Raw genomic sequence first — 21,721 nt, 5'->3', positions numbered from 1 at the left:
GAAAGGGCACTTCGTTTTTGATTGAACTTAAAGTATTGGCATAAAAACTAGGCATTTCACTTTATTTCCATCACTAAACTTCTTGTATTCTGTTACCTGCTGTCTTTGTTCGTGTTATACTTAGAAATGAGGTGTCCGCTATGCAAAAATCTGATTTTATCCAATGGCTTCGGGAAGGTACAATTACAATTCCGGCAGCCTTATTAACAGAATACAAAAACATGCATTTATCAGAGCAAGAACTTGTCCTGCTTCTCCAAGTCATTCATTTTGCAGAGAAGGGGAATGAGTTTCCTACTCCAGCTGAGATATCGGCACGCATGGCAGTTTCAGTAGTGGATTGTACAGAAAGCCTCCATGCTTTAATACAAAAAGGATTTATTGATATTATAGATGGGGATTCTGCCGATGGAATTCGATTTGAAAAGTATTCGTTAGATCCACTCTGGGAAAAATTAATCGATCGATTTATGCAGAATCAGAAGCAAGAGGTGGTACAGGCACGCCAGGTAGAAGAGACTGATTTATATACTTGTTTTGAAAAGGAATTTGGGCGACCTTTATCTCCTTTTGAATGTGAAACACTTGCAATGTGGATGGATGATGATCATCATGATCCTATTATTATAAAAGCAGCTTTGAGAGAGGCCGTTATTTCTGGAAAACTTAACTTTCGTTATATTGATCGAATTTTATTTGAATGGAAGAAAAACGGAATTAAGACAATTGAGCAGGCTAAAAGCTATGGTAGAAAGTTTAGACAGCACCAGGGACAACAAAAGACAGTTCAAAAGGATGTTAAAGTACAATCAAGGCCCGTGCCTTTTTATAACTGGTTAGAACAATAAAGAAAGAAACGACGGAACGAGGGGAAAATCTCTCGTTTTTATTAATATGTTTGTGTAATGTACATTGTTGATTTTTCACACGGTTGATTGAAGCGGAAATCAACAGCCGGGTTTAACGCAACAGCTAATAATATATAAAAAAACTATAGGTGAAATGAACATGTTAAATAACAATCAGATACGATATTCTTTAGATGAAATGGGGAAATTATTCCCCGATGCACATTGTGAATTGAATCATTCCAATCCATTTGAATTGGTGATCGCAGTAGCCTTATCTGCACAATGTACGGATGCATTAGTAAATAAAGTAACCAAAAATCTTTTCCAAAAATACAAGACTCCGGAAGATTATCTCCAAGTATCCCTTGATGAACTTCAAAACGATATTAGATCAATTGGACTTTTCCGCAATAAAGCGAAGAATATTCAAAAGCTATGTAAATTATTAATAGAAGAATATGATAGTGTCGTGCCCAATGATCGGGACGAGTTAACGAAGCTTCCTGGAGTCGGAAGAAAGACGGCAAATGTTGTTGTTTCAGTAGCTTATAATATTCCAGCAATTGCGGTCGATACACATGTAGAGCGAGTCAGTAAAAGGCTTGGAATATGTCGTTGGAAAGATTCAGTGTTAGAAGTAGAGAAAACCCTGATGAAAAAGGTACCAAAGGAAGAATGGTCGATTACCCATCATCGAATGATATTTTTTGGTCGATATCATTGTAAAGCACAAAATCCGCAATGTGAAGTCTGCCCATTATTGGATATCTGCAGGGAAGGAAAAAAGCGAATGAAAAGCAAGGAGAAAGCAAAGTAATGGGCATCATACTGAATGTACCAAGCGAATTAAAATATTCTTTTTTCTTTACCCACGATGTGTTTGAAATTGAGGAATTAGATGTGGATTTTAATCTTAGCAATCCGTTCGTTTATGAAGTAGGCTTTTATAATGGTTTGAACATGCCACGGCCATGGGAGAATCCAGAGGAAGCAATTCCCTATCTTCAGGAAGAATGGAAGAAGCTAAAGATTCAACTAGGAACAATATTTACAACGAGGGATATTGCTTCGGCTTTGGTTCCAATGAAACAGGCCATTGGGCTTTTCATTGAAATGCTTTTTTGGTCAAATGCTCAACCTGTTTGTTTTCCATTAAACAATATCCAGCAATTACAGATAAAGCCGGTAAATATACAAGAAAGAATAGAGTTTATTATTTCAAGGCCAATGCTTTATCATTCCTTTGTACAGCTAACGGAACTATTTATTGAGCAGGAGAAGCATTTTACAAAAATGTTACTATTAAAAAATAAATAAAAACGTCCAGGAAAGTTCCTGGACGTTTTTTTATTGATTTTCACTTTCAGTCTCGCGATCCTCTGTATTTACATCTGTATTGGGATCTTGATTATTGTCGTTTCCATTGTTATTGCCGTTTCCATTGTTATTCCCATTCCCATTTCCATTGCCGTTTCCGCTATCATTCTCATTTCCGTTACTATTCCCCTCATCAGGTTCTTCCTCCGTAGGGTCCTCGCCTTCATCTTCGCCTTCATCTTCATCTTCATCTTCCTTTTCAGGAATCTCAGGTTGAGGTTCAGGAATTTTAATGGTTGTGCTAGCAGCATCACTACGCAATTCCCCACGAACTGCTGTTACAGAAATAGCGTAAGTACTTCCAGGGTCAGGAGCGGCAATCGTTAAACTTGTATCTCCTGTTGTCTTAAGGGCTTGTGAAGGACCACCATCAATGGAGGCACTTACTTCAAAGTTCACGCCATTCTCTTTCGACTCCCAAGTTATTACAATCGAATTTGTTGTTTCATCAAATTTTGCCGATAGTTTTTTTGGTGCATCAAGCTTCTCAAATTTCTTAGAAGTTTCACTTGGTATATTCCCTTTAACAGCATATTCGTATAAAATTTGATCTTTAGGTGTGTATTCACTAGCTAATTTTGCAGGAATTGTGCCTCTTTCTATCGCTACTTGAACGACACTATTAGGCTTCGTAAAATCAGGTGTGTCAATGTTTTCTGACACTTTTGATACAATCTCTTTAAAAAGTATTTGTGGGATTTTTTGCTGATAACCATCGGCAAGTAATCCTTTACTCCTTTTCTCGTATCCAGTCCATACAGCGGCTGTGTATCTGCTTGTATATCCTACAAACCAGGAGTCGGGTACAGCGCCACTAGGAATATCATACTTTTTAAGATCTTCAGCTGTATAATTTGTCGTTCCAGTTTTTCCTGCGACGGGAAGATTAGGGATATTTGCAGATCCTCCTGTACCGTTGGTAACAGCAGTTTTTAGCATATCTGTAATCATAAAGGCAGTATAGTCCTTCATTGCCACTTCTGTTTCAGGAGACATATCAATTTCGGTATTGTCGCGTAAAACAATCTTCTTAACAGCATGAGGTTCGGTATAGTAACCGTTATTGCCAAATGCTGCGTAGGCACCAGCCATTTCCAAAGGTGATAAATTATAAGATCCTAGGGCTGCTGATTCTGTAAGTACTTCTGGCAGTGATTCCCCAAGACCGAGACCTTCTGCAAAATCACGTGCCTTATCAAGACCTACTTGCTGAAGTGCCTGTAGAGCAGGGATATTTCTTGATTGTGCTAAAGCACTTCTCATTGTCATTGGGCCATTGTATTTATTATTCCAGTTAGAGATTGATTCACCATTCGAATATTGGTAGGGTTTATCCTCAAGCATATGGAATGTTCCCCAGTTTAAATATTCGATAGCAGGGCCATAGTCAAGGATAGGTTTAATCGTTGAACCTGTTTGTCGCTCAAGGTCTGTAGCGTAGTTCCAGCCTCGCTCTCCCGTTCTGTTTCGTCCTCCCCCAAGAGCTCGAATTTCACCGGTTTGTGTATCCATTAGGACGATACCAGCTTGAACTTCATCATTTGGATAATTAACGATGTCATTTGTATTTAATGAGTTCTCAACAAAAGTTTGAGCATTCGGATCCAATGTAGTATAAATTTTTAGGCCATCGGAAAAGATATCAAAATCACCTTGTGCTTCCACTTCATCAATGACTCGGTCAATAAAGGCGTCGAAAGGTTTTTCTTTTCGTTTTGCACGCTCCTCTTCAGCAAGTAGTGTGGACGTAACCGGAATTGCCTTTGCTTCCTTCATTTCAGCCTGCGAGATAAAACCATGTTGGTGCATTAAGGTTAGGACAATATTCCGACGGTTTTCTGCTTTGTCAGGATTTGTAAAAGGATTGTAATTGTTAGGACTTTGCGGAATGCCTGCTAATAACGCCGCTTCGTGTAATTCAATATCCTTTAATTCTTTGCCAAAATAAACTTTGGCTGCAGTACCAATCCCATGACTGTTCTCAGACATGAAGATTTTATTGAAATACATTTCAAAGATATCTTCTTTTGTATATTTTCGTTCAAGCTGAAAGGAGAGCCATGCTTCCTCGGCCTTACGATCTAATGTTTTATCAAAGGTAAGGAAGTAATTCTTAACAACCTGTTGTGTAATCGTACTAGCACCTTCAGCCCCAAATCCATCGGTAAAGTTCGCAATCACCGCTCCTGCGAGGCGAATGGGATCCAGTCCATTATGTTGGTAAAATCGTACATCCTCTGTTGCGATTACAGCATTTTCAACCACTTCAGGTATATTTTCATATTCTATATAATCACGGTTTTCAGAACCAATCTCGGTAATTAACTCACCGTTCATATCGTAGACTTTTGAAATAATTGGATCTTTTAACATTGCTTCGTCTAGTTCAGGTGTATCCTGAATCATGAAGGCGAAGGTACCAGCACCGATTAGAAGACCAAGAATTCCAAGGATAATGATTGCTAAGAAAATCTTCTTGAATAAACCTTTTGGGGCTTTCTTTCGCTTGGCATTAGGTTTCTTTGCAGCATGCTGTTTACGGCGCTCCTCCCTTGTTTGAGGTTTATCTGCCATACATATTCCTTCCTTTCTAAAGAACAATATTAATAGTTAACTAAGGTTATAAAGATAATCGATTACTTTTATATAGTCAATTCTAGGTTGAAGACCCAGTGGGATATGGTGTCCCAACTCTTCAATTTCTTCTTTGGTGATGGATTTACGACCGCCTTCCTCCATTCTTGCCCAAAATGCTAATAAGTGCTTTGCCTCAAGAAGGTACACTTCCTCCAGCTTTGAAAAACGGAGAATAACAAAACAAATTCCATGATGTTTTAATATGTCTTCCATATGCTGGATTTGGTGCAGATGAAAGTTTTTGAGTGGAAAGGATGTTGAAAACTTAGTTTCCTTAGCCTCAAAATCAATATATTTTCCTTTGTAGATCCCGTTGTAATCTGTAGTTGAAGCTTGTTTAAAATAAGCCTCCTTTATTACAGCAGCACTTCTTTTCGGATAATCTACATTCACTATTTGAACGGGAGTCGGCTTTTTATGTATAATGGCAATCTTTCGTTCCAAATAGTATGAATTTGTTTCATTAAGGTCCTCTTCTAATGTCATCCCACGATTGCTATAGACCTGGTTCTTATATTTCTTTAATTGTGGGGCTACAGAATTAGCTTTTGGAACATACGGTTTTCCATTAGGATAATGAAATTTCAAAATCGTCCACCTCGCAAACTAATACCTATCATACCAAAACTTTGGCTGGAATGGTTGAATAATTAGCCCTATTTCATCCTACCCTAAAAAGTAACGTAGGGAGGGAGCACTTTGAAACGTACAGCTAAAGCTGGAAAAGTAGGGTTATCGGAAACAGAAGAGAAGCTTCTTTTTAAGATTCGCCTTGAAACAAGTAAGTTAAATGTGGACAATATTTCTAGAACAAATGCATATTTTGATTATTACTTAAAGCATCCAGAAATTATATGGGCTTTTTTAGCGAGTATGGTCTCCCGTAACGGAGGGTATAATATGTGCGATCTAGAAGGGGATTGGTTTCCGAAAATCCTCGAGCCTCCAGTGAGACAACAACTCTTCTATACGTATGAACGGGCTAATTGGACAATTTTCCATGATGCATTCCCCCAATTACTTCTCTATCATTATTCGACGAAAATTGGCAAGCCTTTGTTTCACCTTCTTACACATTTTAGTATATCTTCATTTATGGAAGCCGAATGGGAGCGTTATTGGAGAAAAAGGGACAAATATCGCTTGATGAATGCGCTCATTACAAATGAGCAGAATGTTATTCATCATTCTGTTATTGAGCATCATGAATACCAAAAGAAAGTGTTTAATACACTAAGATTTCTTTTTCAGGACTTTTTTCATTTTAGCGCAGTGCTACTCCCAACTATTAGGGGGGAGCTTTATGGAGCGAGCGTGAATAGCTTTAAATCTGTTCATAAAAGAATCAATCTTGGCCAAAGAATTGCTTCCATTTTGTTTGATCCTGAACTTTATCCTCAGTTTTTAGAATTTTCTCTTCTCACAGAGCATACTGGATCAAGACATGATTATGAACAATATATGACGAAAAAAAAACGAGAAACTCCATTTCTTAGGATGACATTTCCTGTTATAAATCATCATGACCATTGGCAACCTGACTGGTTCCTAGAAAGAAGATTTCATAAAAAGTGGCTGAATCCAGATATCTATCATAAACATCCCATCCTTTTAACAGAATGGTTTTTGGGGAAACAGAAGCAATTTCAAACGTTAATCTCAATAAAAGAATTATTATCAAAAAAAGACAGATAAAAAGCAAGGGGACCCCCCTTGCTTTTTATCTTCTAAGTAGATGGACGATCTGGACCTTCGAGTTTTTTATCCCCATATCCAGGCTTCTTTTCTTCTAAGTGCTTTTGCTCTTGTTTATTTGTCTTTTCCTGTTTTCTCATAAATAACACCTCCGATTAATAGTCTGTTCAAAATGGGATTTTTCATTCTAGGTGCTGTCGAATCATGCGTCGCATCTCAAAAATCCACTTTCTTTGCCGAATCTCTTCTAGTTTTGTCACTACTAGAGGACATAGCTTCAAAACCACGAATAAAGTTAATTAAGTTCACAAGGGAGGTTTGCAAAATGAAAACAAATGGTATTGAGAGGGAAGACATAATTCTAATGCTTACGGATATAAATCAACAGCTTGATAAATTGGAAGTTGAATTGCACTCCTCAACTGAAGAATTCTGTAACAGTTGGTATGAATCACAAGAAATTCGTCTTAATCAATGTGATAACAAACTCACTGCTCTCGAGGAAAGCATAGACAAACTTGATATAGGAAAGCCGCAAGTTAAAATGACTTATCCGAGCAAGAAAGTTGTTAAGCTTGAACTAGGGTACTAATAGAAATAAAATGAAAGAAAGAGAAGTGGCTTTTTTTAAAAAGCTGCTTTTATTTTTGGCTTTTGAAAAAGTACGTTGTAGATTTTTACACAGGTGAAGGGAGCGTAAATCAACAGTTAAGACTATATAGCCACTTTTTAGGAGGTTCAACATGAAAACGAATGATACATTGCTAGAGATGACAAATAGCTTGCTTAAATATAGACAGTTCATCTTAGAACGATTTGAACAGACAAAAGGGGCAGGAGAACAGGGGGATTTTTATGAAGAAGTAAAGCCCTTTGCTGATGAAGTTAAGCAAATGACAGACCAATGGCGAGAAGCTGCATTGGCTTGGTTGACTTTGAATCCGCAGCGACACTTACATACTCGCCAAATTGACGCTACCGCTGAAAACCTAGAAATGGTTTCTATATCCGCTTTTTTCCCAAATACTAGTAAGAAGAAATTCTTGGATCATGTTCAATCCATAGAATTTGTACTCAGGGGTCTCGTCAATGCGGTTGAGAACCAGAAAAATTGAGGAATCTATAGAACAAAAATAAAGTACCCACATTAGGGGTACTTAGAAAAAAACATCCTGGGATAGTTGCTTGAGATCTTCAGGGGTTACAGCTCCCTGAAGCTCGAGCTCCCTCATTAAGCTTCGATAATCATTGAAGGAAATTTCATTTTGTACATAAGCCCTCTTGGCAAAGTCTAGCAATTCATTTACATGCTCAGGTGTATGTTTCCGGACCTGCGTAAACATACATGTTAGTTCTTGCACAGTCATGATTTTTCCTCCTCAGCTTTTCTCCTATTTTACCATGAATATCCAACTTGTTATTATTTTTTAAAAAATGAAATTTCAGACAATGTTCTCCACGGTTAGACAAAGTGTGAAAACTTTTCCAGAGATATCACCTTCTAGGCGGATGACACATAAACTGTTGTAGCGAAGAAATGAGGAGGATGTCTCAATGTTTGGTCGAAAAGGACAAAGGCAAATGTATGCCCCATACATGAATTACACACCATCTTATCATGCTTTTCCTGTTAACGTTCCCGGGTTTGACCAGCGGGTTACGCCTCAACCCAATACCCAAACAGCCTATAATCCCTATTGGAATGGAGTGCCAATGAATCCTCCAACCCAATATCCTGGCTTTTATGGTCAGTCGTATGCTACAGGTCAAATGGATTCTGTCTACAATGGTGCTCAGAATGTCTATGGTCAAAAACAAAATGTTTCTCACTTATTATTTGAAAATCCGCTTCAGCCTCAAAATGAAGCTTCATATGGGGGCTATTATCAACCAGAGATGCCTTATCAAAATATGAATCCCTATCCACAGCAAGCATTTTTGCCCAAACAGCCCGGGGGCTTCCAATCCATCATGAATTCATTTAAGAGTCAGGATGGGAACCTCGATATTAATAAAATGGTTGATACTGCCGGGCAAATGATGAATGCTGTAACGCAAGTATCATCCATGGTAAAGGGACTCGGTGGAATTCTAAAGACATAATGTAATGAGCAGATAAGATTATGTAACCCTCAGTGAATTCTCAACTGAGGGTCTCATTTTGTTTGAAGGCTGTTTCGTAAAGATTATTGTTAAAATTGTAAAAATCTTAAAGCCGATTTTTACTAGCTAAAGCCTATTTTAACGCAAGATAAGTTATTTCTTGCATTATAGGAAGATTGCACACTCTTTTCTCATAATTAAAAGGCTACTTTGTAGTGAAACAAAGCTTTAATCAAATTTACTTTGTACCCAAGAGCAACAATGTTTGAGAAAAGAGCTTTGTTGAAAGCGCTCCTTTCATATTTTAGACAACACTTTTTGAACACTTTTTGACACCTAATGATTATGTGACTTAAATCACAAGGGTAATTTCATAACCAAGTTATTCTGTAATAGGCAAATAAATGCAGAAAAGAGGTATATGAATGTTTTGTTATCAGTGTGAACAAACACCTTCAGGTGGATGTAAGGTCGTGGGTGTTTGTGGTAAGGATGAGACAATCGCAAGCTTACAAGATACCATTATCTTCGCTTTAAAAGGGATTGCTGCATACCGTACACATGCAAATCAACTTGGGTTTACCGATTCATTCGTTGATGCGACTACTCATGAAGCGCTTTATATGACTTTGACGAATTCAAACTTTAATGTACAAGAACATATTGATATGGCTATGAAGGTTGGAAAATCAGCCATTCGCGTTATGGAGTTATTAGACGAGGCGCATACGAGCCGTTTGGGTGTACCTGAGCCAATTCGTGTTAGCCAGAATAAAATTGAAGGAAAAGCAATCGTAGTATCTGGACATAACCTTTTCGCCCTAGAAGAATTACTGAAGCAAACAGAGGGCAAAGGCATTAATATTTATACACACTCAGAAATGCTGCCAGCACATGGATACCCAGCATTGAAGAAATTCCCGCATCTAAAAGGAAATATCGGAAAAGCTTGGTTTGATCAACGTCGACTATTTGAGAAATTCCCGGGTGCTATCCTTGCAACTACGAACTGCGTAATGCCAATTAAAGGTTCTTATGCTGATAGAATGTTTACTTATGAGGTCGCAGGACTAGAAAACGTTCAAAAAATCGAAAATGATGATTTCTCTCCATTAATTGAAAGAGCGTTAGAGCTTCCAGAAGCAAATATGGAATCAGAAGACACTTTGTTAACCGGTTTTCACCATGATACCGTTCTTGGGATTGCTCCAGAAGTAATTGACGCAGTAAAAGCTGGTAAAATTAAACGTTTCTTCGTTATTGCTGGCTGTGATGCACCTGGGAAAGGTGGAGAGTATTATCGCGAATTAGCCACTTCTCTTCCTCCGGAGGCAGTTATTCTGACTACCTCTTGTGGTAAGTTCCGTTTCAATGATGTTGATTATGGAACTGTTCCAGGAACAGATATCCCAAGATACATCGATCTTGGGCAGTGTAATAACTCTGTTTCCACGATTAAAATTGCGGCTGCATTGGCGGAAGCATTTGATTGCCCAGTGAACGAACTACCGGTGAGTATTGTTCTTTCTTGGTTCGAGCAGAAGGCTGTTGCCATTTTACTTGGTTTATTCAGCCTCGGTATTCAAGATATCAGGATTGGACCAAAGCCTCCTGAATTTATTTCTGAGGGCGTAATGAATGTGCTTCAAGAGACGTTCAACCTTAAGTTAATCACTACAGCTCAAGAAGATATGGAAGCAATGCTTCAAACAACAAACGCTTAATAAGAACGTGAAGAGATCCGCTTAGAGAGATACTCGGAGAGAAGAAAAATTCCTAATAAAGAGAACCCGCTGATATCAGCGGGTTCTTTAAATTAACTCATCTAATAGTACATCTGTATTAAGAATCATATCTCCATCATCGTCTGTTTCAATGAGTTGGTCTTTTTTCATTTTTGTAAGGGTCCTACTAACGGTTTCACGGGTAGTACCAATCATATTGGCTAAATCTTTATTTGTAAACTCAGCCTTTACTAAAATTGTACCATCCTCTCGCTTTTCCCCGTATAGATTAGCTAATCGAATAAGTAACTTTATAATCTGCTCATAGGTATTATTAAGAACTTGTGCTTCAAGCCTTTCTTGTAGGTCGACAATTTTTTCGCCGAGAACTTTAAAAACCTTGATACTAAGTTCCGGATTTTCAACCAAGACTCTCTCAAAATGGGAGATGGGGACAACAGCTAAGATGGAAGGTTCTAGTACTTCGGCAAAGGCTGGATACCCTCCCTTACGAAAGAAGCCAACGTGTGGAAACATTTCTCCATTTTTTAAAATATTGACGATTTGCTCACGTCCATTGATGTCGCTCTTATAAATCTTTACTTTCCCTTGATGAATAAAATAAACGTTTTCAATTGGGTCTCCTTGCATGAAAACATGGCTGTTCTTATTCCACTCTCTAGTAATAGATATATCGGCAATTTTTTCAATTTCCAAATCATCTAAATCACGAAAAAGTGCATAATTAGATAGGAATGTTTTTAGCTCGTGTTTTTTCAATTTTTTTCACCTCTTTAGTAAGGAACGCTCAATTATACATTGTAACAAAAAAAAGTACTTTTTGCTTTCATAATTTTCCAAATTTCTATACATTAGGCTATGTTAAAGGTGTTGTTGATTTCCGCTCCAGGCACTTCGCTTTCCGCTCCAGGCACTTCGCTTTCCGCGGCGTGCCGGGGAGCCTGGCCAGCTCCAGCGCCTAGCCCCTCGAGTCGCTTCGGTCCTTCCGCTCCAATCAACGTGTAAAAAATCAACTATGGTAATTTAACACAGCCATTAATTAAAATAATTTGGAAGAAAATAACGAAAAAAAGATGGGATTACATCTTTTTGAACGAACGTTTATTCGCTAGAATAGAGATATCGAGGTGAGTTCTGTGAAGTTTAAAAGCAATATGCAGGAAGTAATCCAGCAGTTAAAGCTGGATGATACAATAAAAGAAAATATTATTCATTGGCAGACCATTGAGCCCAAAAGTGCAAATACCTCCGAAATCCCTTTAGATATCCATCCTTTATTAAGGCAGGCTATGGTGAGGAGAGGAATTGGTGAGCTCTATACCCACCAAAAAACGGCTTATGAAACGGCTATCAGAGGAAAGAGCTTTGTTGCTGTAACACCTACTGCATCAGGAAAGACGCTTTGCTATAATCTACCCGTTCTACAAGGGATAATGAATGATTCTAATTCAAGAGCGCTTTACTTATTTCCGACAAAGGCATTAGCACAGGATCAAAAATCAGAAATCAATGAGTTTATTCAGGAATCAGGCTTAAACATAAATAGCTATACATATGATGGAGACACGCCTGCGAATATTCGTCAAAAGGTTCGAAAAGCCGGGCATGTTGTCATTACTAATCCAGATATGTTGCATTCAGCTATCCTACCTCACCACACAAAGTGGGTTTCCCTATTTGAAAATTTAAAGTTTGTTGTGATCGATGAGCTTCATATTTATCGTGGTGTTTTTGGTAGTCATGTTGCCAATGTAATTCGTAGACTGAAAAGAATATGTGAGTACTATGGGAGTGACCCTGTTTTTATTTGTACTTCTGCCACAATTGCCAACCCACTTGAATTGGCAGAACATTTAACAGAAACAAAGATGGAGTTAGTCGATAATAATGGTGCACCCTCAGGGAGAAAGCATTTTCTCTTTTATAATCCACCAATTGTCAATAAACCTCTAAATATTCGAAGAAGTGCTACGCTAGAAACACGCTGGCTTGCAGGTGAATTTTTAAAGAATAAAATCCAAACCATTGTATTTGCTCGGAGCAGGGTGAGGGTTGAAATATTATTAACGTACCTTCAAGAGTTGGTCAAACACAAACTTGGACCTAAAGCAATACGAGGATATCGTGGTGGATATTTACCTACTGAACGCCGGGAAATTGAGAAGGGTTTGCGAAATGGAGATATTTATGGAGTCGTTAGTACGAATGCGCTTGAATTAGGTGTAGACATCGGACAACTTCAAGTTTGTATTATGAACGGGTACCCAGGAACGATTGCAAGCGCTTGGCAACAGGCAGGGCGTGCCGGTAGAAGGCATGGTGAATCAGTGGTGATTATGGTGGCTAGTTCCAGCCCATTAGATCAGTATATTATCCAACATCCTGATTATTTCTTTACCCGTAGTCCAGAAACAGCCAGAATTAATCCTGATAATCTAATTATTTTAATTGATCATCTTAAATGTGCTGCATACGAATTACCCTTTAAAACGGGTGAACGATTTGGAAAAACAGAAGTGGAAGAAATTCTTGAATACTTAACTGAAGAGCGTATCCTTCACCAAAATGGGGATAAATGGTATTGGATGAATGATGCATTTCCGGCCCATAATATTTCGCTAAGATCTGCTTCTCAAGAAAATGTAGTGATTATTGATCAGTCCGATATAGCGAATGCTCGAGTCATAGGAGAAATGGATACTTTTTCAGCGCTGACACTCTTGCATGATGAAGCAATCTACCTTCATCAAGGAAGACAGTTTCAAGTTGAGAAACTTGATTGGGAAGAGAAAAAGGCATTTGTTCGAGAGGTGACGGTAGATTATTTCACCGATGCAAATTTGGCCGTACAGTTAAACGTTCTAGAAGAAGATAAACATCGAAAATTGGAACAAGTAGAAATAGGATACGGTGATGTAAGTGTTCGAGCAATGGCAACCATTTTCAAAAAGATAAAATTTGAAACGCACGAAAACATTGGTTCAGGACCCATTCACCTTCCAGAAGTAGAACTCCATACAAACTCTTCTTGGATTTCACTCAATAAAGAGTATTCAAGACTAAGTGATAAGAGGCTTGAACAGGGATTAATAGGTACTGCTCAATCTTTAAAACATATTATCCCTTTATTTGTTATGTGTGACCCTCAAGATGTGCATGTCGTACCACAGGTTAAAGCATCACATAATGAAAAGCCAACTATATTCTTTTACGATCGTTATCCAGGAGGAATTGGTCTTAGTGAGAAAGTTTTTGAAGGAATGGATTCCATTCTAGCGGAAACGAAGAGCATGGTGGAAAGATGCCAATGTCAATCGGGCTGTCCTTCCTGTATCGGTTCAGAAAATACCTCTGAAACAGGGAAGGTAGATGTGATAAAAATGATCAATTTATTTATACAAAGTACCAGTTAATCGAGGGGATGTGTGGGGTACAGGCTTTCTTGAGAAACATTTTATAGAAAAGGGTTGATTGAATGTCATTGAAGAATAAGTTGAATCGCCTAAAACCTCATTTATCAAGTGGAGTTGGTCATCAGGATAGAGAAGCTGTTTCTGAAAAGACTCAGCAACCAGAGTTCAATCCTTTTGATATTCCCTACAAGGAAATATGGGAAAAGGAAAATGTTAAACCTTATATTTTGGACAATGAGTATTGTCTTGTTAGAGAAGTGAAATACCCATTATCGTACAAGCATGGGGATTATCACTTTGCACAGGCTATTCAGGCGGTAAGGAAATGGAATGAAGTCAATTTTAAACATCCATTATCTGCTTCAGGTCATGCCCCAGGGGATTTATTCTTCTTTGATACGGAGACAACAGGACTTGGCGGTGGTGCAGGAAATACAATTTTTTTACTTGGATATGCAAGCATAAGGGAAGATTCAGTGGTGTTAAAACAACATATTCTCCCACAGCCTGGGGCCGAGGTAGCGCTATATCAAAGCTTTCTGGAGGAAATTGATTATACAACATTGGTTACGTATAATGGCAAAGCTTTTGACTGGCCACAGGTTAAGACAAGACACACACTCGTTCGAAATCATGTTCCAAAGTTGCCTTCGTTTGGGCATTTTGATCTTTATCATGCTGCTAGAAGGATGTGGAAACATAAGATCGAAAGAATGAAGCTTTCAGTGGTCGAGAAAGAAATACTTGGCTTTGAAAGGGAGGATGATATTCCTGGCTACCTTGCTCCGATGATTTATTTTGACTTCGTTGAACGGAAACACCCTGAAGGTCTACTTGGTGTAATGAAGCACAATGAACTAGATATACTCTCGCTAATTACATTGTACACACATTTGTCTTTTCAATTGCTAGGAGTAGACAAAAAGAGGAGCGTTAGGGAGACATTTGAAGTTGGTAGATGGTATTCCTATTTAGGAGCTAGACAAATGGCAGAAGAGAATTTCGCCCAAATAGCAGATGGGGATGAAATGGATGCAATCCTTGCAAAGCATGCATTAGCTTTTGAATATAAACGTAATGCTAATTATAAAGATGCAGTCAATCTTTGGGAGGAAACCGCAAAGTACGGTAAAAACGATACCAGAATCGAAGCCTATATTGAGCTTGCTAAATATTATGAACATAAAAGCAAGGATTTTCAAAATGCGTTAACCTATTGTGAAGAGGCCGTTTCCTTGCTACAAGTATTAGAAAATGAGAAAAAGTTAAGTAGGTTACAAGAAGATTTGCAGAAACGAAAAATGAGACTAATAGCTAAAATGGATAGGCAATAAATGGCTTGTGAAATTTCCTGGGTAAGCGCAATATTCGCTGAAATTATAACAATTCTTCCGACTTTCCCTAAATCCCAACAGAATGTCACAAAAATTTAACATTTTTCAGTGTGAAAAAGTAGAGTTTTATATTGTATATCCCTGGTTTCGACGTTAAAATGTTTATTTGTATGAGAAATTTTTAAAGCGGGGATGTTATGATGTATAAAGCAATTTTAGTTATGTTTTTTGTGGTTGTTTGTTTAACGGCTTTTATTTTTACAAACTTAAAAGATAATTTTTATGCTTTCTTATAAAAAAAGAATAATTTCTGGTATCTGTAGATAAAATTAGGTGTTTGCATTAGTACAAGATACTCCTTCCTTACATAGCCTATTAGTGTAATAACTAAAAAATTATTTTGAGGAAGGAGAATGTAAAATGCATTGCAGACCTAATAAAGTGTTTCCAGCGGTTGTTCATCCGACAAAATGCTGTGTAAACCATACTTTTTCAAATAATGTGGTCCCTCACATCCATCCATCACACACTACAAATGTTCATCATGAAAACTTTGACCACATTCATTACAACCCTCACACTCAATCGAATGTGACTGAAGTGACTCATCAACACCACTATGGAGGTCCTAGACCACCAATGGGTGTTCCAGGCCCAGGATTTGGAGCTGGCCCAGGATTTGGAGCAGGTCCAGGATTCGGAGCAGGCCCAGGATTCGGCCCTGGTTTCGGACGATAAAGATAAAACAAGGGCTTTTCTTCAGGCCCTTGTTCTTTTTTAATTCAAAATAACGTGGAAGAAGTTAGTTTAATAGGGTAGTCAAAGGAGTACATACATGGCAAAAGTTGCAGTGATATCTGGATATAAAGCGTATGAACTTGGGATATTTAAGCAAAGCCATCCAGCCGTTCAGTATATAAAGCTGGCGTTGTTAAAGCAATTGACTACATTAGTTGAAGAAGGGCTTGAATGGGTGGTTATTAGTGGTCAGCCTGGTGTGGAGTTATGGGCAGCAGAGGTTGTTTTTGAATTACAGCAATATCTCCCGGATTTAAAATTATCCGTGCTCACACCGTTCTTAAATCAAGAAGATAAGTGGAGCGAGTCTAATAAGGAGTGGTATGAATCTGTACTTGTTCAGGCGGATTATGTCGATTCCATTACCAAAAGACCGTATGAAAAGCCGTGGCAGCTTAAAATGGCCAATAAATTTTTTGTTCAAAAGAGTGATGTTTTAGTTCTCCTCTACGATTATGAAAAAGAAGGAAGCCCGAGGTTTATTCTGGAAGCTGCTAAGGAACGGCAGTCAAAAGAGTCTTACGATATTCGCATAATTAGTTTTTCTGACTTACAATTAATTATAGAAGATGAGCAATTTAAACAGCAAGATTTCTAATATCCAGTGTATTGAAAATTGACAATTTACAAGGTTTTTGAAAGAATAGATAATGATGATTGGGGTAAGATGAGGTGATTATGAATGATATCTGATAAAATAAAACTTACAGCTAAAGAAATTTTAGAAAAAGAGTTTAAAACAGCCATGCGTGGTTACAAGCCTGAGGAAGTGGATAAGTACTTGGATTTGGTTATAAAAGATTACGAGAGCTTCCAGCAGGAAATTGAAGATCTTCAACAAGAGAATTTGAGGCTTAAAAAGCAGTTAGAGGAAGTAGCTAAGCGTCCAATTACGCAACCTGCAGGGACCACTAATTTTGATATTCTCAAAAGATTATCAAATCTTGAAAAGCATGTTTTTGGGAATAAGCTATCCGATTAATCCATTAACTTCCTTATTTTCAAGTTGATTACCATTGCTATCTTTCCTACGATTACTTATAATAAGTTTTGTAGTCGTTAATAACGTTCGGGTAATCGCTGTAGCTTTGCTGCAGAGGAAAGTCCATGCTCGCACGGGCTGAGATGCCCGTAGTGTTCGTGCCTGGCCAATTCATAAGCCAGGGCAGTCGTGTTTAGCGCGGCTGACGGCAGGGAAAGTGCCTAAGTCGATATTCGATATGGCATCAATACCTATAAAAGTGCCACAGTGACGGAGCCTTCTCAGAAATGGGAAGGGTGGAACGAGGTAAACCCCGCGAGCGAGAAACCCAAACTATGGTAGGGGCACTTTCTTGGAGGAAATGAACGAAGAGAAGGACAGGTGAATTTTCACCTGTAGATAGATGATTGCCACCGGAGTGCGAGACAATGTCGTTTGCAGCACAATGGAACAAAACATGGCTTACAGAACGTTATTAATCGATTTTGTATGAGTGTTTTAAGCTCTCCTATTTCGGGGGAGCTTTTGTTTTTAAAAAGAATAGGACGTATAAAAGTTTTAACTTAGAGAATTGTCCAGCTCCAGCGCCCTAGCGGCTAGTGTCCTTCGCTCTCCGAGTAAAAATTGGGTTTTGGATTTTTACCGCCCTACGATAAGTCAACATCGAATCGCCTCCGGCTCTTCGTGTTTCCTTTATCTCAGTTGGAGAGCTCCAGGCCATACGCCGCTGAAAAGGGCGCTTCCGCTTTTCTATTTGTCCAGCTCCAGCGGCTAGCGACTAGTGGACTTCGCTCTCCTCCCTGCGATAAGTCAACATCGAATCGCTTACGCTCTTCGTGTTTCCTTTATCTCAGTCGAAGAGCTCCAGTCCATACGTCGCTGAACGAGCCGCTTCCGCTTTTCGTTTTTACATAATTGGTATCTAAAAAGCAAAACTGGTATGATGGGGAAAGGAATTTGACATTTAATATTAAGGGTGAAATAGATGAAATATGATTTAATAGCTACTTCTGCAATGGGACTTGAGTCAATCGTTGCTAAGGAAGTACGGGAGCTTGGTTATGAATGTGAGGTTGAAAACAGCCGCATTACCTTTAAAGGGGACGAGCTAGCCATTGCTAGAAGCAATATGTGGTTGCGTACCGCAGATCGAGTGAAAATCAAAGCTGGAGAATTTAAAGCTTATACGTTTGATGAATTGTTTGAGAAGACGAAAGCTATTCCATGGGAGCAATTTTTACCGGAAAACGCTGAGTTTCCAGTGAGCGGAAAATCACAAAAGTCAAAGTTATTCAGTGTGTCTGACTGTCAGGCAATTGTAAAAAAAGCAATTGTTGAAAGATTGAGGTCACATTACAAAAAGACTAGCTGGTTTGAAGAAAATGGTCCGTTATTTAAAGTTGAGGTCTCTCTTGTAAAGGATGTTGCAACTTTAACGATTGATACAAGTGGAAGTGGTCTTCACAAAAGAGGATACCGAGTTGATCAGGGGGAAGCACCTCTCAAGGAAACACTTGCTGCAGCTCTAGTTATGCTCACCAACTGGACCCCAGAACGCCCGTTTTCTGACCCGTTTTGTGGATCAGGTACAATTGCCATTGAAGCTGCGCTAATCGGGCAAAATATCGCTCCGGGGTTTAATCGTGAATTTGTTTCTGAGTCATGGGATTGGATTCCATCCTCGGTTTGGGATCAGGCCAGGGCCGAAGCGGAGGATTTAGCAAAATATGATCAACCACTGGATATTGTTGGTTCCGACATCGATCACCGTATGGTAAAAATTTCTGAAGAAAATGCGTTTGAAGCGGGCTTAGGCGACCTCGTCTCGTTTAAACAAATGCGAGTTCAGGATTTTAACCCGAAAAAGGATTATGGGGTTATTGTCAGTAATCCGCCGTATGGTGAACGTCTAGGAGATAGGAAAGCGGTCGAACAAATGTACAAAGAAATGGGGAAGGTCTTGGTCCCATTTGATACTTGGTCTGTTTACATTATGACTTCAAATGAAAATTTTGAGAAATTGTACGGAAAGCCTGCAACGAAAAAACGAAAATTGTTTAATGGCTTCATTCGTACGGATTATTATCAGTATTGGGGAAAAAGGCCTCCTCGGGATAATAGGTAGTGTAATTGTCTCTTTATATAGCTGAATAATGAAGTGTTAATTTTAAATAACCTAAATAGCGCCGGTATGCGGCGCTTTACTAGTGTTTGGAGGGGTTTATTTTGCCTGGCAGCCTGCCTTTTATGATATCAAAATCAGAATCATTCTTTGAAAAATTAAATGAGTGGATTGGGGATGTTTTCTACGACATTCTGCCTGAAGCTGGATTTGATTTAAGAGACGAGCAAGTTTTTATGGCGTTTCAACTTGAAAAAGCCTTTAAAGATAAAAAGGTTACTTTTGCTGAAGCTGGAGTTGGTACCGGAAAGACCATTGTCTATCTTTTATATGCGATCTGTTATGCACGTTATACGAACCAGCCAGCTATTATCGCCTGTGCTGATGAACGTTTAATCGAGCAGCTTGTCAAGAAGGAAGGAGATATAGCTAAGCTTGAAAGTGCACTAGATTTACATGTTGATGTTCGGTTAGCGAAATCTCGTGACCAATATTTATGCTTGAATAAGCTAGATGCTCTTATTAATGACGATATAGAAGCTTATAACTCTGTCCATGAATCCCTACCACGGTTCGTGCACGAAAGTTCAACACTTCAGAAATTCCATCGTTATGGTGAGAGAACAGAATATCCACATCTTACAGATGAACAATGGTCAAATATTGGTTGGGATGCACTTCAAGATTGTCTAGCCTGTAGTCGCCGTCATCGTTGTGGGTTGACCTTACAGCGTGAACATTATCGAAATGCTGCGGACTTGATTGTATGTTCCCATGATTTTTACATGGAGCATATTTGGACAAAGGAATCACGAAAACGTGAAGGGGAATTGCCTTTTTTACCGGACGGAAGCTGTGTAGTCTTTGATGAAGGACACTTACTAGAATTTGCTAGTCAGAAAGCTTTAACTTATCGATATACGGAGCGGACACTTGAAACGCTTCTAACCAGAATTATGGACAACGATATAAGAGATAAGACTCTTGGTTTGATGGAGAACGCCATTTCAGTAAATGAGCAGCTTTTCGATGAGCTAGTTAAGTTCAGTTCGGAGAGTAAGTCTTCAGAGAAGATGACGGTCAAAAAGAGCCCATCCATTAATAGTCTCGCTGAAAATCTTCTCTGGATTCTCGATTCACTTCAGGAAGAATTAGTCTTTGAAAGTGAAATGTTTGTTATCAATGATTATAACTTGAAAATTGTAGAAGAGTACCTCGACCAAATTAGCTATTCCTTATCATTGTTTGCTCGGCGTTCTGTCGGAATTAACTGGCTTGAAAATCATAATGGTGAGAAGACGTTGGTAATTATGCCGAAAATGGTAGAAGAAATTTTGCGCAAAGAGGTATTTTCTCAGGACAAGCCGTTTGTTTTTTCATCGGCGACTCTTTCTGATAATAAATCCTTTGATTACCTAGCTAAAAGTCTCGGGATTGATGAATATGCTTCATTTTCCGTAAATTCACCGTTTGATTACGAGGAGATGATGGAAATCTATTTATCTGAATTTGCATCTGGAGATTTTCAATCAAAAGCACAGTACACGTTAGACCAGTTAAAATTATCAAAAGGGAAAACACTAGTCTTGTTTACGGATAAAAACGAATTAGGAAGCTTCAAGAGATACACAGAAGAACACAATGTTGACTTCCCAATTTTATTTGAGGGAGATGCGGAGATTTCAACACTTGTTTCTCGGTTCCAGAATGATGATGATACTGTGTTGTGTTCGGTGAATCTTTGGGAGGGGCTGGATGTTCCTGGGAAATCATTAGAAAATGTCATCCTATTTGATTTGCCGTTCCCGCCTAACGATCCTGTATTTGCTGCGAAAAGAGAAGAAGCGGAAGATGCATTTAATGAAGTTGATATGCCATATATGATTCTAAGATTAAGGCAAGGAATCGGCAGGTTAATTCGAAGTCATTCAGACCGAGGAACCGTCCACCTACTTTTGGATAATCAACTAGAAGCTTCTGTTTTGGATCGAATCCTTTCTGTCTTACCGGTTCAGCCAAAAAAGGCAATTCGATAATTATTTCTTTCTAACTGATAAATAATCTTGTCAAAACAGCCCCACTCTATATGAGCAGGGCTGTTTGACTATGATTTAATTGTTTTTTGTGAATGTAATCTTAAAATGCACTTCATTAATCTCTTCGGTTTCATACCCAAAGCCCTTAGACTTTAATACGCCGTACAAAGGTACAGGTTGAAAGGGAGCATGAAGAATAAGGGTATCTCCTACTTGGAAGGCGGAGATAGTGGCCATTATCGTTTCGAAAGGGTCTCGGTTATTTTTAATATCTTCACGGACATCTAGTTCAATCACTTTTGGTTCCATCTGAACATCTCCTGTAAAAGTAAATTGTGTTTTGCTTTAATGCAAGTTTAACAAGAAATAAACAGGAATTAAGTGACCTTCATCATATCGATAAGCCGTTCTACTTATTTTTCTTTTGCAGGTGCTCAGGCGGCTTGCTCTCTTCCTCAAAACAATCAAAACAATGGATATGTTCAGCATCCAAATGGACGCCGTTGAAGAAGCCATCTAGACAAAAGATTTCTTTTCCGCATTTTCTACAAAATCCAACCAGTTCCTTCATAACCTCTCCTCCCCGATTTTGCTATGTTCTCATGTTACCATGATTTCAATAAAAGTA

21 protein-coding genes and 1 other RNA gene are annotated in these 21,721 nt (G+C 38.6%); 16 read left to right on the top strand and 6 right to left on the bottom strand.

Features of this window, described 5'->3' with window-relative positions; translation table 11 throughout:
- Nucleotides 1–140 precede the first annotated feature (140 nt).
- The 3 genes from LG336_RS19150 (at nt 141) to LG336_RS19140 (ending at nt 2,168) form a co-directional block, all read left to right on the top strand.
- Complete coding sequence (locus LG336_RS19150) at nt 141–848, top strand: DnaD domain-containing protein (protein WP_404329086.1); 708 nt, start codon at nt 141–143, stop codon at nt 846–848.
- A 160-nt stretch (nt 849–1,008) separates the two neighbouring features.
- A complete protein-coding gene (gene nth, locus LG336_RS19145) occupies nt 1,009–1,668 on the top strand; it encodes an endonuclease III (RefSeq protein ID WP_404329085.1) in 660 nt (219 codons plus the stop codon).
- A complete protein-coding gene (locus LG336_RS19140; RefSeq protein WP_404329084.1) occupies nt 1,668–2,168 on the top strand; it encodes a YpoC family protein in 501 nt (166 codons plus the stop codon). The genes nth and LG336_RS19140 overlap by 1 nt, the downstream gene beginning before the upstream one ends.
- A 30-nt stretch (nt 2,169–2,198) precedes the next feature.
- On the opposite strand, the gene LG336_RS19135 is transcribed toward LG336_RS19140, so the two are convergent.
- Nucleotides 2,199–4,802 (bottom strand): PBP1A family penicillin-binding protein, encoded by a 2,604-nt coding sequence (locus tag LG336_RS19135; RefSeq protein WP_404329083.1) that lies wholly within the window; start codon nt 4,800–4,802, stop codon nt 2,199–2,201.
- 36 nt (nt 4,803–4,838) lie between these two features.
- Complete coding sequence (gene recU, locus LG336_RS19130; RefSeq protein WP_404329082.1) at nt 4,839–5,453, bottom strand: Holliday junction resolvase RecU; 615 nt, start codon at nt 5,451–5,453, stop codon at nt 4,839–4,841.
- Between the two features lie 111 nt (nt 5,454–5,564).
- Here recU and LG336_RS19125 point away from each other — a divergent pair, with 111 nt between their 5' ends.
- The 3 genes from LG336_RS19125 (at nt 5,565) to LG336_RS19115 (ending at nt 7,675) form a co-directional block, all read left to right on the top strand.
- Entirely contained in the window at nt 5,565–6,560 is a 996-nt protein-coding gene (locus tag LG336_RS19125) for a DUF2515 family protein (RefSeq protein WP_404329081.1), read from the top strand.
- Between the two features lie 325 nt (nt 6,561–6,885).
- Nucleotides 6,886–7,152: a hypothetical protein gene (locus LG336_RS19120; protein ID WP_404329080.1), complete on the top strand. Its 267-nt coding sequence runs from the start codon at nt 6,886–6,888 to the stop codon at nt 7,150–7,152.
- Between the two features lie 151 nt (nt 7,153–7,303).
- A complete protein-coding gene (locus LG336_RS19115; protein ID WP_404329079.1) occupies nt 7,304–7,675 on the top strand; it encodes a YppE family protein in 372 nt (123 codons plus the stop codon).
- 42 nt (nt 7,676–7,717) lie between these two features.
- Here LG336_RS19115 and yppF read toward each other — a convergent pair whose 3' ends face one another.
- Entirely contained in the window at nt 7,718–7,927 is a 210-nt protein-coding gene (gene yppF / locus LG336_RS19110) for a YppF family protein (RefSeq protein WP_404329078.1), read from the bottom strand.
- Between the two features lie 187 nt (nt 7,928–8,114).
- Between yppF and LG336_RS19105 the strand changes: the two genes are divergently transcribed.
- Nucleotides 8,115–8,663, top strand: a complete 549-nt coding sequence (locus LG336_RS19105; RefSeq protein ID WP_404329077.1) for a YppG family protein — start codon at nt 8,115–8,117, stop codon at nt 8,661–8,663.
- 425 nt (nt 8,664–9,088) lie between these two features.
- Entirely contained in the window at nt 9,089–10,387 is a 1,299-nt protein-coding gene (gene hcp / locus LG336_RS19100) for a hydroxylamine reductase (protein ID WP_404329076.1), read from the top strand.
- An 87-nt stretch (nt 10,388–10,474) separates the two neighbouring features.
- On the opposite strand, the gene LG336_RS19095 is transcribed toward hcp, so the two are convergent.
- On the bottom strand, nt 10,475–11,167 hold the full coding sequence (locus LG336_RS19095; RefSeq protein WP_404329075.1) for a Crp/Fnr family transcriptional regulator: 693 nt from the start codon (nt 11,165–11,167) through the stop codon (nt 10,475–10,477).
- A 395-nt stretch (nt 11,168–11,562) separates the two neighbouring features.
- Between LG336_RS19095 and LG336_RS19090 the strand changes: the two genes are divergently transcribed.
- The 8 genes from LG336_RS19090 to LG336_RS19055 all read left to right on the top strand — a co-directional run bounded on the left by LG336_RS19090 (nt 11,563) and on the right by LG336_RS19055 (nt 21,093).
- The gene (locus LG336_RS19090; protein WP_404333224.1) at nt 11,563–13,821 is read left to right on the top strand and encodes a DEAD/DEAH box helicase; all 2,259 of its coding nucleotides are present in this window, start codon (nt 11,563–11,565) and stop codon (nt 13,819–13,821) included.
- A gap of 62 nt (nt 13,822–13,883) precedes the next feature.
- Complete coding sequence (locus tag LG336_RS19085) at nt 13,884–15,155, top strand: ribonuclease H-like domain-containing protein (protein WP_404329074.1); 1,272 nt, start codon at nt 13,884–13,886, stop codon at nt 15,153–15,155.
- 420 nt (nt 15,156–15,575) lie between these two features.
- The gene (locus LG336_RS19080; protein ID WP_404329073.1) at nt 15,576–15,893 is read left to right on the top strand and encodes a CotD family spore coat protein; all 318 of its coding nucleotides are present in this window, start codon (nt 15,576–15,578) and stop codon (nt 15,891–15,893) included.
- A gap of 97 nt (nt 15,894–15,990) precedes the next feature.
- Nucleotides 15,991–16,551 (top strand): DUF1273 domain-containing protein, encoded by a 561-nt coding sequence (locus LG336_RS19075; RefSeq protein WP_404329072.1) that lies wholly within the window; start codon nt 15,991–15,993, stop codon nt 16,549–16,551.
- A gap of 84 nt (nt 16,552–16,635) precedes the next feature.
- Nucleotides 16,636–16,935: a cell division regulator GpsB gene (gpsB, locus tag LG336_RS19070; RefSeq protein WP_404329071.1), complete on the top strand. Its 300-nt coding sequence runs from the start codon at nt 16,636–16,638 to the stop codon at nt 16,933–16,935.
- 83 nt (nt 16,936–17,018) lie between these two features.
- Nucleotides 17,019–17,405: RNase P RNA component class B (rnpB, locus tag LG336_RS19065), an RNA gene on the top strand.
- A gap of 515 nt (nt 17,406–17,920) precedes the next feature.
- Complete coding sequence (locus tag LG336_RS19060) at nt 17,921–19,060, top strand: class I SAM-dependent RNA methyltransferase (protein ID WP_404329070.1); 1,140 nt, start codon at nt 17,921–17,923, stop codon at nt 19,058–19,060.
- A gap of 122 nt (nt 19,061–19,182) precedes the next feature.
- Complete coding sequence (locus LG336_RS19055) at nt 19,183–21,093, top strand: ATP-dependent DNA helicase (RefSeq protein ID WP_404333223.1); 1,911 nt, start codon at nt 19,183–19,185, stop codon at nt 21,091–21,093.
- 75 nt (nt 21,094–21,168) lie between these two features.
- On the opposite strand, the gene LG336_RS19050 is transcribed toward LG336_RS19055, so the two are convergent.
- The gene (locus tag LG336_RS19050; RefSeq protein WP_404329069.1) at nt 21,169–21,402 is read right to left on the bottom strand and encodes a DUF2249 domain-containing protein; all 234 of its coding nucleotides are present in this window, start codon (nt 21,400–21,402) and stop codon (nt 21,169–21,171) included.
- Nucleotides 21,403–21,502: 100 nt separating this feature from the next.
- Complete coding sequence (locus tag LG336_RS19045; RefSeq protein ID WP_404329068.1) at nt 21,503–21,664, bottom strand: hypothetical protein; 162 nt, start codon at nt 21,662–21,664, stop codon at nt 21,503–21,505.
- Nucleotides 21,665–21,721: the final 57 nt, after the last annotated feature.

Source organism: Mesobacillus maritimus (assembly GCF_044803185.1).
In the GTDB taxonomy this organism is placed as follows: Bacteria; Bacillota; Bacilli; order Bacillales; family Cytobacillaceae; genus Mesobacillus_B; species Mesobacillus_B maritimus_B.
The sequence above is the reverse complement of the archived record's forward strand: the minus strand, read 5'-3'. Positions and strand labels throughout refer to the sequence as shown.

Excerpts from the sequence above, each read along its gene's own strand:
- LG336_RS19150 (WP_404329086.1), top strand. The coding sequence starts at position 141 with ATGCAAAAATCTGATTTTATCCAATGGCTTCGGGAAGGTACAATTACA.
- nth (WP_404329085.1), top strand. The coding sequence starts at position 1,009 with ATGTTAAATAACAATCAGATACGATATTCTTTAGATGAAATGGGGAAA.
- LG336_RS19140 (WP_404329084.1), top strand. The coding sequence starts at position 1,668 with ATGGGCATCATACTGAATGTACCAAGCGAATTAAAATATTCTTTTTTC.
- LG336_RS19135 (WP_404329083.1), bottom strand. The coding sequence starts at position 4,802 with ATGGCAGATAAACCTCAAACAAGGGAGGAGCGCCGTAAACAGCATGCT.
- LG336_RS19120 (WP_404329080.1), top strand. The coding sequence starts at position 6,886 with ATGAAAACAAATGGTATTGAGAGGGAAGACATAATTCTAATGCTTACG.
- LG336_RS19115 (WP_404329079.1), top strand. The coding sequence starts at position 7,304 with ATGAAAACGAATGATACATTGCTAGAGATGACAAATAGCTTGCTTAAA.
- yppF (WP_404329078.1), bottom strand. The coding sequence starts at position 7,927 with ATGACTGTGCAAGAACTAACATGTATGTTTACGCAGGTCCGGAAACAT.
- LG336_RS19105 (WP_404329077.1), top strand. The coding sequence starts at position 8,115 with ATGTTTGGTCGAAAAGGACAAAGGCAAATGTATGCCCCATACATGAAT.
- hcp (WP_404329076.1), top strand. The coding sequence starts at position 9,089 with ATGTTTTGTTATCAGTGTGAACAAACACCTTCAGGTGGATGTAAGGTC.
- LG336_RS19090 (WP_404333224.1), top strand. The coding sequence starts at position 11,563 with ATGCAGGAAGTAATCCAGCAGTTAAAGCTGGATGATACAATAAAAGAA.
- LG336_RS19085 (WP_404329074.1), top strand. The coding sequence starts at position 13,884 with ATGTCATTGAAGAATAAGTTGAATCGCCTAAAACCTCATTTATCAAGT.
- LG336_RS19080 (WP_404329073.1), top strand. The coding sequence starts at position 15,576 with ATGCATTGCAGACCTAATAAAGTGTTTCCAGCGGTTGTTCATCCGACA.
- LG336_RS19075 (WP_404329072.1), top strand. The coding sequence starts at position 15,991 with ATGGCAAAAGTTGCAGTGATATCTGGATATAAAGCGTATGAACTTGGG.
- gpsB (WP_404329071.1), top strand. The coding sequence starts at position 16,636 with ATGATATCTGATAAAATAAAACTTACAGCTAAAGAAATTTTAGAAAAA.
- LG336_RS19060 (WP_404329070.1), top strand. The coding sequence starts at position 17,921 with ATGAAATATGATTTAATAGCTACTTCTGCAATGGGACTTGAGTCAATC.
- LG336_RS19055 (WP_404333223.1), top strand. The coding sequence starts at position 19,183 with ATGATATCAAAATCAGAATCATTCTTTGAAAAATTAAATGAGTGGATT.
- LG336_RS19050 (WP_404329069.1), bottom strand. The coding sequence starts at position 21,402 with ATGGAACCAAAAGTGATTGAACTAGATGTCCGTGAAGATATTAAAAAT.
- LG336_RS19045 (WP_404329068.1), bottom strand. The coding sequence starts at position 21,664 with ATGAAGGAACTGGTTGGATTTTGTAGAAAATGCGGAAAAGAAATCTTT.